This is a genomic window from Streptomyces sp. NBC_00435 (assembly GCF_036014235.1).
Taxonomy (GTDB): domain Bacteria; phylum Actinomycetota; class Actinomycetes; order Streptomycetales; family Streptomycetaceae; genus Streptomyces.
This window is the reverse complement of record NZ_CP107924.1, coordinates 5,729,641-5,743,024: the sequence shown is the minus strand read 5'-3', so window position 1 is coordinate 5,743,024 and position 13,384 is coordinate 5,729,641. Positions and strand designations below refer to the sequence as shown.

11 protein-coding genes are annotated in these 13,384 nt (G+C 72.9%); 2 read left to right on the top strand and 9 right to left on the bottom strand.

The window, feature by feature from the left end:
* Positions 1–30: 30 nt before the first annotated feature.
* The 7 genes from OG389_RS26450 to OG389_RS26420 all read right to left on the bottom strand — a co-directional run bounded on the left by OG389_RS26450 (position 31) and on the right by OG389_RS26420 (position 8,881).
* A complete protein-coding gene (locus tag OG389_RS26450; RefSeq protein ID WP_328300940.1) occupies positions 31–501 on the bottom strand; it encodes a nucleoside 2-deoxyribosyltransferase domain-containing protein in 471 nt (156 codons plus the stop codon).
* Positions 498–2,720 (bottom strand): putative bifunctional diguanylate cyclase/phosphodiesterase, encoded by a 2,223-nt coding sequence (locus OG389_RS26445; protein WP_443059345.1) that lies wholly within the window; start codon positions 2,718–2,720, stop codon positions 498–500. The genes OG389_RS26450 and OG389_RS26445 overlap by 4 nt, the downstream gene beginning before the upstream one ends.
* A 388-nt stretch (positions 2,721–3,108) precedes the next feature.
* Positions 3,109–5,319 carry an NAD-dependent DNA ligase LigA gene (gene ligA / locus OG389_RS26440; RefSeq protein ID WP_328300939.1) on the bottom strand — a complete coding sequence of 737 codons (2,211 nt, stop codon included), beginning with the start codon at positions 5,317–5,319 and terminating at the stop codon, positions 3,109–3,111.
* Between the two features lie 31 nt (positions 5,320–5,350).
* Complete coding sequence (locus OG389_RS26435) at positions 5,351–6,346, bottom strand: methionine synthase (protein WP_328300938.1); 996 nt, start codon at positions 6,344–6,346, stop codon at positions 5,351–5,353.
* Entirely contained in the window at positions 6,343–7,032 is a 690-nt protein-coding gene (locus OG389_RS26430; protein ID WP_328300937.1) for an SDR family oxidoreductase, read from the bottom strand. The genes OG389_RS26435 and OG389_RS26430 overlap by 4 nt, the downstream gene beginning before the upstream one ends.
* A gap of 412 nt (positions 7,033–7,444) precedes the next feature.
* A complete protein-coding gene (locus OG389_RS26425; RefSeq protein WP_328300936.1) occupies positions 7,445–7,789 on the bottom strand; it encodes a DUF1330 domain-containing protein in 345 nt (114 codons plus the stop codon).
* A 102-nt stretch (positions 7,790–7,891) separates the two neighbouring features.
* On the bottom strand, positions 7,892–8,881 hold the full coding sequence (locus OG389_RS26420) for a GlxA family transcriptional regulator (RefSeq protein WP_328300935.1): 990 nt from the start codon (positions 8,879–8,881) through the stop codon (positions 7,892–7,894).
* A gap of 153 nt (positions 8,882–9,034) precedes the next feature.
* On the opposite strand from OG389_RS26420, the gene OG389_RS26415 reads away from it, so the two are divergent.
* Positions 9,035–9,964, top strand: coding sequence for an NADP-dependent oxidoreductase (locus tag OG389_RS26415; protein ID WP_328300934.1), 930 nt, complete (start codon positions 9,035–9,037; stop codon positions 9,962–9,964).
* 22 nt (positions 9,965–9,986) lie between these two features.
* Here OG389_RS26415 and mnmA read toward each other — a convergent pair whose 3' ends face one another.
* Positions 9,987–11,123, bottom strand: a complete 1,137-nt coding sequence (gene mnmA / locus OG389_RS26410; protein ID WP_328300933.1) for a tRNA 2-thiouridine(34) synthase MnmA — start codon at positions 11,121–11,123, stop codon at positions 9,987–9,989.
* Between the two features lie 70 nt (positions 11,124–11,193).
* Here mnmA and OG389_RS26405 point away from each other — a divergent pair, with 70 nt between their 5' ends.
* Positions 11,194–11,979: an N-acetylmuramoyl-L-alanine amidase gene (locus OG389_RS26405; RefSeq protein WP_328300932.1), complete on the top strand. Its 786-nt coding sequence runs from the start codon at positions 11,194–11,196 to the stop codon at positions 11,977–11,979.
* 53 nt (positions 11,980–12,032) lie between these two features.
* Here OG389_RS26405 and OG389_RS26400 read toward each other — a convergent pair whose 3' ends face one another.
* Entirely contained in the window at positions 12,033–13,196 is a 1,164-nt protein-coding gene (locus OG389_RS26400; RefSeq protein WP_328300931.1) for a cysteine desulfurase family protein, read from the bottom strand.
* Positions 13,197–13,384: the final 188 nt, after the last annotated feature.

Genomic DNA, 13,384 nt, shown 5'->3' with positions numbered 1-13,384 from the left:
CGCCGCACGCGGCAACGGTCCGGCAGGGCCTCAGGCCAGGGCCGCCAGGTGGGTCCGGGCCCCGGCCAGAGTCTCGGCAAGGGTTCCGTGGACCGTGAGGTCAGGGCGGGCCATGGCCAGCTGGGCGACGACGTCCGCGCGGCGGGGGTAGCCGGGGTCGGCGCCGACTACCAGCCGGCGGCCCGGGGTGGCCGCGGCCGCGCCGAGTTCGTACAGGGTGATCGGCTGGACCGTCAGGGCCGCTTCGCACTCCGGGAACCAGAACAGCGTCACGTCGGCCAGCAGCAGGTGCCGGTACTCCCAGGCGATCTGGACGTCCGTCTGCGTGGGGTCGGAGACGTCGAAGGCCGTCCGGCGCGGGTTGAGGACGACGAAATCGGCCAGCGCCCGCGCCGCCGACGACTGCCACGGCGGGCAGTGCGTGATCCCGCCCGCCAGGAAGACCGACGGCGGGTCGCCCGGCGCGGTCCGGTGCACCGCCGGTGCTTCGACGTACCTCACTGGGTCCGCGCCGCCGCGGTCTGCGCCGCAGCGGCCGCCGCGGTCTGCGCCGCCAGCTCCGCCGTGATGTCCGCGGGCCGCCGCCAGCCGCGCTCACCACGGGCCAGCAGCCAGGCCGTGGCCTCCTGCGGGGGCATCGCGGCGGCGACCAGCCAGCCCTGGACGGCGTCGCAGCCGAGGTCGCGCAGGCGCTCCCACGTCTCGTCGTCCTCGACGCCCTCCGCGACGACCAGCAGGCCGAGGGAGTGGGCGAGGTCGACGGTGCAGCGGACGATCTCGGCGTCCTGCGCGTCCACGGCCAGCCGGGCCACGAAGGAGCGGTCGATCTTCAGTTCGCTGACCGGCAGCCTGCGCAGGTGGACCAGGGAGGAGTAGCCCGTGCCGAAGTCGTCCAGGGACATCTTCACGCCGTGGCCGGTGAGCCCGGCCATGGTGTCGGCGGCCCGCTGCGGGTCCTCCAGCAGGACGTGTTCCGTTATTTCCAGCTGGAGGCCGCTCGCCGGTACGCCGTGCCGGGCGAGGCGCGCGGCCACGGCGCCCGCGAAGCCGGGGGTGTGGACGTCGCGCGGCGAGACGTTGACGGCGACCGGGACCTTCAGGCCCTGGGCCCGCCACCGGGCGACCTGCGCGAGCGCGGTCTCCAGTACGTATTCGGTGAGGTGCGGCATCAGACCGGAGGTTTCCGCGATGGCGATGAACTCGTCCGGCGAGACCCGGCCCCGCTCGGGGTGCACCCACCGTACGAGCGCTTCGAGCCCGGCCACCTGGCCGTCGAAGCGGACCTTCGGCTGGTAGTGCAGTTCGACCTCGCCGGCGTCCAGCGCCCGCCGCAGGTCCCCCAGCAGGCCGAGCCGGTCGGGGGTGTTGCTGTCCCGCTTGGACTCGTAGACCTCGACACCCGTCCGGTCCCGCTTCGCCTGGTACATGGCCACGTCGGCGCGGCGCAGCAGTCCCTCCGCGTCCAGCGCGTGGTCGGGGAAGACGGCGAGGCCGGCGCTGGCCTCCAGGACCAGGGTCAGGCCGTCCAGGTCGAGGGGGGAGCTGAGTTCGGCGACCAGGTTGCGGGCGACGCGCTGGGCGCTGGTGGTGGAGTCGGCGACGGGCAGCAGGACGGCGAACTCGTCGCCGCCGAGGCGGGCCGCCTCGGCGTCCGGCGGGAGGGCCTGGCGCAGCCGGTCCGCGATCTGCAGGAGCAGCCGGTCGCCGGCGAGGTGGCCGAGGGTGTCGTTGACCGCGCGGAAGCGGTCCAGGTCGATCAGTACCAGCGCCGCGCGGGTGCCGGAACGTTCGGCCTGGTCGAGCGCGCTCCAGGCGCGTTCCAGCAGCCACTGCCGGTTGGGCAGGCCGGTGAGCGGGTCGCGCAGTTGCTCCTCGGCGCGGGCGCGGGCGATCCACAGCGTGGAGTCCAGGGCGATCAGCGGGACGGCGAACAGCGGCAGCAGTACTGGCAGCGATTCGGCGACGACGCAGATCAGTGGCGCGATGCCGAGGAGGGCGACGGCGACCAGGGCCTGGCGCAGCAGCGCGGTGCGGGCGACGGTGGGCAGTCCCCCGCCGCTCGGGGCGAGTGCGAGCCAGAGCAGGACGCGGGTGACGAGCAGGTAGGCGAGGGCGACCAGGACGACTTCGGGGACGGCGTCGAGCCCCCATCCGGTGGGCCGCCACGGGCGTTCGACGGAGGGTGCCTCGCCGAAGGCGGCGAGTACGAGGGCTCCCGCGCCGATGCCGAGGATGTCGGTGGCGCCGTGCAGCAGTCCCTGGCGCCAGCGGTGCCGGCGGGCGGCTCCGACGAGGGAGACCACGGCGAGCGAGACCAGCCCGGCGGGGACCCATCCGTAGAGGATGAGGACGCCGAGGGTGAGGGCCGCGCCGGATCCGGTGCCGCCCCACCAGCGGTCGCGGCCGAGGGCGACGAGGTGGCCGACGATGATGCCGGTGAGCAGGGCCAGTGCCCAGCCGACCGAGCCGCCGGGGAACAGGGCGTGACGACTGGTCAGTGCGGCGACGATGCCGACCACGAGCACCACGGCGGCGGTTCCCACGACGACGAAGGGCAGTGCCAGGCGCCGCCGTCCCGCTCCGCCCGTGCCCGCCCCGGTGTCGAGCGGTCGCGCTTGCGGCGCCCTGGTGCCCAGGACACCGAGCCGGCCCGTCCGCCGCATGGACGGGAAATCCCCGCCGAAGTCTGGTGACGGGTCGGCGCTTTCGGTGGGTTTCATGCCCGTCCCTCTCACAGCCGGCGATGCCGATGCCACGCAATGGCCCCGATGTCATGCCATCACGACTGGAAGCGCATCAAGCAGCCGTGCACGACAGGCGCACCCCTCAACAGTAGGACGCTGGAGGCACCCAGGGGCAGCGGTCGGCGGCGGTTGCCCGAATACGACCCAGCCATCCTCATCAGTACGGTATCCGCCGAACGGGTGAGTTTGGACCAGGACCCTCCGGTCACCCATCCGATGATCCGACAGGTCCTGGGCCTACGACCAGCCTTGTACCGGCCTCAACCGTGTTCGGTACCGGCCGTTCGCGGACGGGTGCCACCGCTGGACACGCCTGGCGTGCGCCCGCTCGTACGGCCGCACGCCACGCATCCGTTCGCCTTCGCTACTCCTCTTCGGCGTTGCCGTCCAGCGGGAGAGCGGCCTCGCGCGCCGCGTCCGGGCCGTCCGCCAGCAGGACGGCGAACCCGGCGTCGTCCAGGATGGAGAGCTTCAGCTGCACGGCCTTTTCGTACTTCGAGCCGGGGTTGTCGCCGACCACGACGAAGGAGGTCTTCTTCGAGACGGACCCGGTGACCTTGGCGCCGCGGCTCTGCAGCGCGTCCTTCGCACCGTCCCGGGTGTGGCTCTGCAAAGTGCCGGTGACGACGACGGTCAGCCCCTCCAGCGGACGGGGACCCTCTTCCTCGCCGGAACCGTCCTCCTCCATCCGGACGCCCGCCGCCCGCCACTTGCGCAGGATCTCCTCGTGCCACGGTTCGGCGAACCATTCCTTGAGGGAGGCGGCGATGATGGCGCCGACGCCCTCGGCCGCCGTCAGCTCTTCCACGGTGGCGCTCCGGATCGCGTCGATCGACCGGAACTGGCGGGCAAGGGCCTCCGCCGCGACCGGGCCGACGTGACGGATCGACAGGCCGTTGATGATGCGGGCGAGCGGGCGGTCCTTGGCGGCGGCGATGTGCTCCAGCATCGACAGGGCGTTCTTCTTCGGCTCGCCCTTCTGGTTGGCGAAGACCGTGACGATCTTCTCCTCGCCCGTCTTGGGGTCCCGCTTGGGCAGTCCGCTGTCCGGGTCGAGGACGTAGGCCTTGATCGGCAGCAGTTGCTCGATGGTCAGGTCGAAGAGGTCGCCCTCGTCGAGGAGCGGCGGGACGGCCGGCTCCAGCGGGCCGGTCAGCGCCGCGGCCGCGACCATGCCGAAGTTCTCGATGTCCAGGCTCTGGCGGCCGGCCAGGTAGGCGACGCGCTCGCGCAACTGGGCGTGGCAGGACTGCGCGTTGGGGCACCGGACGTCGATGTCCCCCTCCTTCATGGGCCGCAGCTCCGTCCCGCACGCGGGGCATCCGGCGGGCATCACGAACTCCCGCTCGCTGCCGTCCCGCAGGTCGACCACCGGCCCGAGGATCTCGGGGATGACGTCGCCCGCCTTGCGCAGGACGACGGTGTCCCCGATGAGCACGCCCTTGGCCTTGACGACCTCCTGGTTGTGCAGGGTCGCGAACTCGACCTCGGAGCCCGCCACCGTCACCGGCTCCACCTGGGCGTACGGGGTCACGCGGCCGGTGCGGCCGACGCCGACCTTGATGTCGATCAGCTTGGTGTTGACCTCTTCGGGGGCGTACTTCCAGGCGATGGCCCAGCGCGGAGCGCGCGCGGTGGAACCGAGACGGCCCTGGAGCGCGATCTCGTCGAGCTTGACGACGACGCCGTCGATCTCGTGCTCCACCGAGTGCCGGTTCTCGCCGAACTCCTTGATGAACTCCCGGACCTCGGCGAGCGTGGAGACGACCTTGTTGTGCTTGGCGGTGGGCATGCCCCACTCGTGCAGCAGCTCGTACGCCTGCGACTGTCGCTCGATCTCGAAGCCCTCGCGAGCGCCGATGCCGTGCACCACCATGTGCAGCGGGCGGCTCGCCGTGACCTTGGGGTCCTTCTGGCGCAGCGAACCGGCCGCCGCGTTGCGCGGGTTGGCGAAGGGCTTGCCCTCGGCCTCGACCAGGCGGGCGTTGAGCTCCTCGAACTTCTCCATCGGGAAGAAGACCTCGCCGCGGATCTCGACCAGGGCCGGGATCCGGTCGCCCTTGAGCCGGTCGGGGATCTCGGCGATGGTGCGGACGTTGGGCGTGATGTCCTCGCCCGTGCGGCCGTCGCCGCGGGTGGCCGCGCGGGTCAGGCGGCCGTTCTCGTACGTGAGGTTGACGGCGAGGCCGTCCACCTTGAGCTCGCACAGGTAGTGGTAGTCGGAGGTGTTGGCGTCCCGGGCCACGCGCTCGGCCCAGGCCGCCAGTTCCTCGTCGTCGAAGGCGTTGTCGAGGGAGAGCATGCGCTCGCGGTGCTGGACGGAGGCGAAGTCCGTCTCGTACGCCCCGGCCACCTTCTGGGTGGGCGAGTCGGGCGTGCGCAGCTCCGGATACTCCTCCTCGAGCGCCTCCAGCGAGCGCAGCAGCTTGTCGAACTCGGCGTCGCTGACGACCGGCTGGTCGTTCACGTAGTACCGGAAGCGGTGCTCCTCGACCTGCTCGGCGATCAGCGCGTGCTGCTCGCGCAGTGCCGCCGGTACGGCCGTGTCGCTGCCCTGCTTCTGTTCGGCTGCCATGCCGTGTCCTCCCGTGACCCGTCTCGATCCATCACTCAGGGTTGTCGGCGAGCGACCTCGCCGCCCTGACGCAGTGCGCCTGGACCGCTCGTGCGTACGCGGGCGAAGCGCCCGCCAGACCGCACGAAGGGGTGATCACGACGGACTCCGCCAGAGTCCCCGGGGTCAGCCCCAGCCTGCGCCAGAGCTTCCTGACACCCATGACGCTACCGCCCGGGTCCGACAACGGGCCGTCGGTGCCGGGCACCACTCCGGCGAAGAGTTTCGTACCGCCTTCGACGGCCTCTCCGATGGCGTCGTCCTCGCGCTCAGTGAGCAGCGAGAAATCGAACGACACGCCCGAGACCCCGGCGCGCCGCAGCAGGCCGAAGGGGACCTCGGGTGCGCAGGAGTGGACGATCACCTCGCCGTCGTGGACGGCGAACAGCTCGCGCAGCGTCCCTTCGACGACCTGGCGGTCGACGGCGCGGTAGGTGCGGTAGCCGCTGGCCGAGCGCACCCGGCCGAGCAGGACCGCCGTGAGCGAGGGCTCGTCGTACTGCAGCACGACCTGGGCGCCGGGGATGCGCTTGCGTACGTCGGCCAGGTGCTCGCGGACACCTTCGGCGAGGGATCCGGCCAGGTCCCGGCAGGCGCCCGGGTCCTGGAGCATGGACTCGCCGCCGTGCATCTCCAGGGAGGCGGCCAGTGTCCACGGGCCGACGGCCTGGACCTTGAGCCGGCCCTCGTACCCCTGGGTGAACTCCTCCAGGGCGTCGAGGTCCTCACCGAGCCAGGAGCGGGCCCGCTTGCTGTCGCGGCCGGGGCGGTCGCTGATCCGCCAGCCGCTGGGCTCGACGTGGGCGTACATGTCCACGAGCAGCCCGAGGGAACGGCCGATCATGTCCGCGCCGGGTCCCCGGGCGGGCAGCTCGGGAAGGTACGGGAACTCCTCGAAGGAGCCGGTGACGGTCCTGGCCGCTTCGCGGGCGTCGTCGCCGGGGAGCGAGCCGATGCCGGTGGCTCCGCCGGTGGGGCTCGCACTCATCGGCCGGGCCTGACGGTGAGGTCGGACACCACGGCGTCGCGGGGCAGGTCGACGGCCATCACGATGGTGGTCGCGACGGACTCGGCGTCGATCCAGTCGGCGGCGTCGTAGGACTCGCCCTCCTGCGAGCGGACCTTGGCCTGCATCGGGGTGGCGGTGCGGCCGGGGTAGACGGAGGTGACGCGGATGCCGTTCTCCTTCTCCTCCTCCCGCAGCGAGTCGGCGAGGGCCTTCAGCCCGTGCTTGGAGGCGGCGTACGCGCTCCAGTCGGCGTGCGCGGTGAGGCCGGCGCCGGAGTTCACGAAGACGATGGTCGTGCGGGAGGCGCGCAGGGTGGGCAGCAGCAGGCGGGTCACCTCGGCGGGGGCGACGAGGTTGACGTTGAGCTGCTGGTGCCAGGTCTTGGGGCGCAGCTCGCCGACGGGGCCGAGGTCGACGATGCCGGCGATGTGCAGGAGGGAGTCGATCCGCTCGGGGACGGCCTGCTTGGAGAAGGCCCAGGACAGCCGGTCGGGGTCGGCGAGGTCCCCGACGAGCGCGCGGGATCCGGGGTAACGGTCGGTGAGCTGCTTGGCGCGGGCGGCGTCGCGGGCGAGGAGTACGAGGTCGTCGCCGCGGGCGTGGAGGCGGGCCGCGACGGCAGCGCCGATGCCGGAGCCGGCGCCGGTGATCAGGTGAGTAGGCATACCGCCCATGCTCGCACCCGCCCACGCCCTGCGACCCCACCTGCCCGGGTCCCGGCCAGGGCCTCGGGCGGGGTTGGCTCGTCTCTTTCGATCTTGCTGGGTGCAGCGGGCCCGCAAGATCGAAAGAGTCCGACCGGACGGACGGTTCACAGGGTCGCGGCGGGCCCCGGCCGCCGTGTCGTGTGCCACCACCCCACGAGCCGCCGCTCCGGGTCCCCCGGCCCCCCGTCGACGTATGCGCCGGCCTCGCACACCTCGTCGTCGTACCAGGGGCGGCTCGCCTCGTCGTGGGCCTCGGCGAAGGGGAAGAAGGTTCGCGGGCCGCCGAGGAGGTCGAGGTCAAGGCCGACCCCGCCGAAGGAGGAGTGGCAGCGGCGGCGGCCGATGAGGTGGGTGGCGCGCTCCGCCGTCGTCAGAGACCGGCCTCGGCGCGCAGGGTCGCCGCCGTCTTCGAGGCGTCGTAGTCGGCGGGGACCCCGTCGACGAGGATGATGTCCCCGGCGATGTGGTCGGCGCGCAGCGGGATGAGGGCCTGGTAGGCGGGGGACCCGTACCAGGCGCGGGTCCGCTCGATGTCGGGGAAGGCGATCATGACGACGGTGCCGGGCCAGGCGCCCTCCACGACCTCCACCTGGCGGCCGTGGACGAGGAAGCGCCCGCCGAAGGGGTCCATGGTGGCCTGGATCTCCTCGATGTAGCGGAGGATGTCCTCGTTCATGGTCTCGGGGCGTATGTGGGCGATGGCGTAGGCGGTCATGTCGGGCCTCGTCTTCCCTGCGTGATCGGCTTGTTGGTCCGATCCTGCCCGCCGACGCCCCCGCTGGCGATTACCTCCGGGGTCATCGGAGGTTGCCGCGGCTCAATGCTGTTCGGTCACCGGCGAGTTGGGCTGGAACGTGCGGCGGTAGGCGATCGGGGAGACTCCCAGTGCCGTCCGCATGTGCTGGCGCAGCGAGTTGGCGGATCCGAAGCCCGAGCGGTGCGCGACCAGGTCGACGGGCAGGTCGCTGGACTCCAGCAAGTGGCGGGCCACTTCGAGGCGTTGGCCGGTGAGCCACTGCACCGGGGTCATGCCGACCTCGTCGCGGAACCGCCGGGTGAAGGTGCGCAGGCTCATCCGCGCGTGGGCGGCGAGCTCGGCGAGCGCGATGGGCTCGGCCAGCCGTTCCAGGGCCCAGGCGCGGGTGGCGGTGGTGCTGGTGAGGGTGGGTTCCGGGACGGGCCGGTCGATGTACTGGGCCTGGCCGCCGTCGCGCCACGGCGGTACGACGCACAGGCGCGCGGCCAGGTTCGCGACGGCCGTGCCGTGGTCGCCGCGGATCAGGTACAGGCAGAGGTCGACCCCGGCCGCGACGCCCGCCGAGGTGAGGATGTCGCCGTCGTCGACGAAGAGCACGTCCTCGTCGAGCTCGACGAGCGGGAAGGCCCGCTGGAACTCGGGCGCGTGCACCCAGTGCGTGGTCGCGCGCCGGCCGTCGAGCATCCCGGCGGCGGCGAGGACGGTGGAGCCGGTGCAGATGGAGACGATCCGGGTGCCGGGGCGGATCGCGGCCAGGGCGTCCTTGAGCTCCGGCGGCAGCGGGGCGCCCCGCATCAGCCCGTCCATGGCGTGGGTGGGCGGGACGATCACCGTGTCGGCGGCGGCCAGCGCCTCGGCCCCCGCGCGGACCCCGACGGTGAACCCGGCGTCGCTGGTCACGGGCGCGCCGTCGGCGGTGCAGACGGTCACCTCGTAGAGCGGCTGCCGGTCCTCGCCGAAGGCGTTTCCGAAGACCCGGGAGGGGATGCCGAGCTCGAACGGGGGGACCCCTTCGAGGGCGAGTACGGCGATGCGGTGCACGGAGCTCATGGCCAGATTCTGTCACATAGTGGCCGTACGGCCAGTTCCACGTAGGGGCACGGGACGTCAGGCTGAAGGCACCCAGTGGAGGAAACCCGCCGGGACCTGCACAGACTCTCGTGAATCAGCAGGAAAACGACCGATCGACCAGAGGAGACATCCATGCGTGCCGTCGTCGTCAGCCAGTGGGGCGGACCGGAAGTACTCACCGAGACCGAGGTGGACCGGCCGGAGCCGGGCGCCGCCGAGATCCTGGTGCGGGTGCACGCGGCGGGCGTGAACCCGGTCGACTGGAAGACCCGCGCCACCGGCGGCCTGATCTCCTGGGGCCCGGTCCCGGCCGTCGGCTGGGACGTGTCCGGCACGGTCGAGGCGGTCGGCCCGGGGGTGACGCTGTTCCAGCCGGGCGACGAGGTCTTCGGCATGCCGCGTTTCCCGCACCAGGCGAGCGCGTACGCCGAGTACGTGACGGCCCCGGCCCGGCACTTCGTCCGCAAGCCCGCGAACATCGACCACACCGGCGCGGCCGCGCTGCCGCTGGCCGCCCTGACCGCCTACCAGTCGCTGGTCGACACGGCGGGCCTCACCTCCGGGCAGCGGGTACTGATCCACGCGGCGGCGGGCGGCGTGGGCCACCTCGCGGTGCAGATCGCCAAGGCGTACGGGGCGTACGTGATCGGCACCGCCAGCGCCGGCAAGCACGAGCTGCTGCGCTCGCTGGGCGCCGACGAGCTGATCGACTACCACTCCGCCGACTTCGCCGAGGCGGTCGGCGCGGACGTGGACATCGTGCTGGACTCCGTCGGCGGGGACTACGGGCAGCGCTCGCTGGCCGTCCTCAAGCCCGGCGGGCACCTGGTGACCCTGCCGAGCCCGGACGACGTACCGGCCCACGCGCCCGGCGTGCACACCGGCTGGACCCTGGTCGAGCCGGACTACGCGGGCCTCAAGGCCGTGGCCGCACTGGTGGCGGACGGCCGGCTGCGGCCGGTCGTCGACACGGTGCTGCCGCTCGCCGAGGCCGCGAAGGCCCACGAGATCGGCGAGCGCGGGCGGACCACCGGCAAGATCGTGCTGACGGTGGCGGCCTGATCCCCGACGGCCCGGAGACGGCTCAGACCGCCGCCGCTGTGGCCCTGGTCGTCGCGGCGATGGTGGCGGAGCCGACCACGCGGGTGCCGTCGTAGAGGACGATCGCCTGGCCGGGGGCCACGCCGCGGACCGGCTCGCTGAAGCGGACGCGCAGTTCGTCCCCGACCAGCTCGGCGAAGACCTCGGTCTCGCCGCCGTGGGCGCGCAGCTGCGCGGTGTACGTCCCCGGGGCGGCGGCCGTGGAGCCGCACCAGCGGGGGCGGATCGCGGTGAGGGCGGTGACGTCGAGGGCCTCGACGGGGCCGACGGTGACGGTGTTGTTCACCGGGGAGATGTCCAGGACGTAGCGCGGCTTGCCGTCGGGGGCCGGGTGGCCGATCCGCAGGCCCTTGCGCTGGCCGATGGTGAACCCGAAGGCGCCCTCGTGGGTGCCGACCTTCTCGCCGGTGGCCTCGTCGACGATGTCGCCCTCGGCCTTGCCCAGGCGGTTCGCGAGGAAGCCCTGGGTGTCTCCGTCGGCGATGAAGCAGATGTCGTGGCTGTCGGGCTTCTTCGCGACGGCCAGGCCGCGCTCCTCGGCCTCCGCGCGGATCTCCTCCTTGGTGGTGAGGGTGTCACCGAGCGGGAAGAGCGCGTGGGCGAGCTGCTTCTCGTCGAGCACGCCGAGGACGTAGGACTGGTCCTTGGCCATGTCCGAGGCGCGGTGCAGTTCGCGGGAGCCGTCGTCGTTCAGTACGACGGTGGCGTAGTGGCCGGTGCACACGGCGTCGAAGCCGAGGGCGAGGGCCTTGTCGAGCAGCGCCGCGAACTTGATCTTCTCGTTGCAGCGCAGGCACGGGTTCGGGGTGCGCCCGGCCTCGTACTCGGCGACGAAGTCCTCGACGACGTCCTCACGGAAGCGCTCGGCGAGGTCCCAGACGTAGAAGGGGATGCCGATGACGTCGGCGGCGCGGCGGGCATCGCGGGAGTCCTCGATCGTGCAGCAGCCGCGGGCACCGGTCCGGAAGGACTGCGGATTCGCGGAGAGGGCGAGGTGGACACCGGTCACGTCGTGTCCGGCCTCGACCGCGCGGGCGGCGGCGACGGCGGAGTCCACGCCGCCGGACATGGCGGCGAGGACGCGAAGGGGGCGGGGACCGCTCGGCAGGTTCTCAGTCATAGCACCGTCCAGGGTACGGGGGAACCGCGCCGGGTCACAGCGCGTTGTCGGTGGCAGGGGGTGGATCACCATGGGGACCAAGGGCGGCAAGGCCGGCAAGGCCGGTAAGGGCAGCTCGAGCGGTACGGGTGGTGCGGGCGGCAAGAGGGGTAGGGGGGCCGGGCGGCCGGGGCGGACCCGCAGGGCGGTGCTGTTAGGCGGGCTGGGTGTCCTCGGGGTGGCGGCGGTCGCCGGGCGCGACGAGCTCGGGCGGGCCTGGTGGCTGCTGCCGGGGGTGTCCAAGCCGCGACAGGACGGCGCGCTGGACCACGCGGGGGCGACCTGGACGGCCGCCTCACCGGCGAACTGGCGGCTGGCGGACCGGCCCGCCGACTACCGGGTGGACCGGATCGTCGTGCATGTCACACAGGGCAGCTTCGAATCGTCGGTGGACGCCTTCAGGAATCCGTTCCACAAGGCTTCGGCGCACTACATAGTCGGCCAGGACGGCCACGTGGAGCAGATGGTCCGCGAGCTCGACGTCGCCTTCCACTCGGGCAGCCGCTCCATGAACGAGCGCAGCGTCGGCATCGAGCACGTCGGGTTCGTGGACCGGCCGCGGGACTTCACGGACGCGATGTACGGGGCTTCGGCGCGGCTCGCCGCCGACATCTGCCGGCGGTACGGCATACCCGCCGACCGCAAGCACGTCCTCGGGCACTCCGAGGTGCCGGGCGCCGACCACACGGACCCCGGGCCCCACTGGGACTGGGCGCGGTACATCCGCATGATCGGCGAAGCGCTGGCCGAGCGGGCGGCCCAGGGGGTGTCCGACGGCTCAGGGCCGGGGCGGAGGGTCAGCGGCGACGGCGCTTGACCGTCACCGTGACGGCGAGGCCGAGGCCCACGGCGACGGCGGCGCCGAGTGCCCTAGCTCAGTCCGGCCGTACGGGCCCGGGCGACGGCCGGGCCGATGGCTGCGGCGACCGCTTCCACGTCGGCCTTCGTGGAGGTGTGGCCGAGGGAGAACCGCAGGGTGCCCCGGGCCAGGCGCGGGTCGGTGCCGGTGGCCAGCAGGACGTGGCTGGGCTGCGCCACGCCCGCCGTGCAGGCGGAGCCGGTGGAGCACTCGATGCCCTGGGCGTCGAGCAGGAGCAGCAGGGAGTCCCCCTCGCAGCCGGGGAAGCTGAAGTGGGCGTTGGCGGGGAGCCGGTCGGCCGGGTCACCGCCCAGGACCGCGTCGGGGACCTCACGGAGCACGGAGGCGACGAGCGCGTCGCGCAGGGCGCCGATCTCGGTGGCGAACCGTTCGCGCCGCTCGGCGGCGAGTACGGCTGCCACCGCGAAGGCGGCGATGGCCGGGACGTCGAGGGTGCCCGAGCGGACGTGCCGCTCCTGGCCGCCGCCGTGCAGGACGGGTACGGGGCTCTGGTCGCGGCCGAGCAGCAGCGCGCCGATCCCGTACGGTCCGCCGACCTTGTGACCGCTGACGGTCATCGCGGCGAGGCCGCTGTCACCGAAGCGGACATCGAGCTGGCCGAAGGCCTGGACGGCGTCGGAGTGCAGCGGGATGCCGAACTCGCGGGCGACGGCGGCCAGTTCGGCGACCGGCATGACGGTGCCGATCTCGTTGTTGGCCCACATGACGGTGGCGAGGGCGACGTCGTCAGGACCCCGCTCGATCGCCTCGCGGAAGGCCTCCGGGTGCACGCGGCCGTAGCGGTCGACCGGGAGGTACTCGACCTGGGCCCCCTCGTGCTCGGCGAGCCAGTGCACGGCGTCGAGGACGGCGTGGTGCTCGACGGGGCTGGCGAGGACGCGGGTCCGGGCGGGATCGGCGTCGCGGCGGGCCCAGTAGAGCCCCTTGACGGCGAGGTTGTCGGCCTCCGTGCCGCCCGCGGTGAAGACCACCTCGCTCGGACGGGCCCCGAGTGCGTCGGCGAGGGCCTCGCGGGCCTCCTCGACGGTGCGGCGGGCGCGGCGGCCGGCGGCATGCAGGGAGGACGCGTTGCCCGTGACGGCGAACTGCGCGGTCATCGCCGCAGCGGCCTCCGGGAGCATCGGAGTGGTGGCGGCGTGGTCGAGGTAGGCCATGATCCCTCGATTCTACGAGTCCCCCGTGCCCGGGATTCCCCCGGCAGGCGCCTGCCGCCGATTCCCGGCCGCCACGGGCTCCGGCCCGACGGCCGGGCCTGCGGGGTGGTCGGCTCCGCGGGGCGAGTCCCCCACCCGCCCTTCCACCGTTCCCAGCGCTCCGCCCTGATCCGTGGAGCCGGTCCGCG

Coding starts and splice junctions, on each gene's coding strand:
- mnmA (WP_328300933.1), bottom strand. CDS start 11,123: ATGACTGAGAACCTGCCGAGCGGTCCCCGCCCCCTTCGCGTCCTCGCC.
- OG389_RS26405 (WP_328300932.1), top strand. CDS start 11,194: ATGGGGACCAAGGGCGGCAAGGCCGGCAAGGCCGGTAAGGGCAGCTCG.
- OG389_RS26435 (WP_328300938.1), bottom strand. CDS start 6,346: ATGAGTGCGAGCCCCACCGGCGGAGCCACCGGCATCGGCTCGCTCCCC.
- OG389_RS26425 (WP_328300936.1), bottom strand. CDS start 7,789: ATGACCGCCTACGCCATCGCCCACATACGCCCCGAGACCATGAACGAG.
- OG389_RS26420 (WP_328300935.1), bottom strand. CDS start 8,881: ATGAGCTCCGTGCACCGCATCGCCGTACTCGCCCTCGAAGGGGTCCCC.
- ligA (WP_328300939.1), bottom strand. CDS start 5,319: ATGGCAGCCGAACAGAAGCAGGGCAGCGACACGGCCGTACCGGCGGCA.
- OG389_RS26445 (WP_443059345.1), bottom strand. CDS start 2,720: ATGAAACCCACCGAAAGCGCCGACCCGTCACCAGACTTCGGCGGGGAT.
- OG389_RS26415 (WP_328300934.1), top strand. CDS start 9,035: ATGCGTGCCGTCGTCGTCAGCCAGTGGGGCGGACCGGAAGTACTCACC.
- OG389_RS26400 (WP_328300931.1), bottom strand. CDS start 13,196: ATGGCCTACCTCGACCACGCCGCCACCACTCCGATGCTCCCGGAGGCC.
- OG389_RS26430 (WP_328300937.1), bottom strand. CDS start 7,032: ATGCCTACTCACCTGATCACCGGCGCCGGCTCCGGCATCGGCGCTGCC.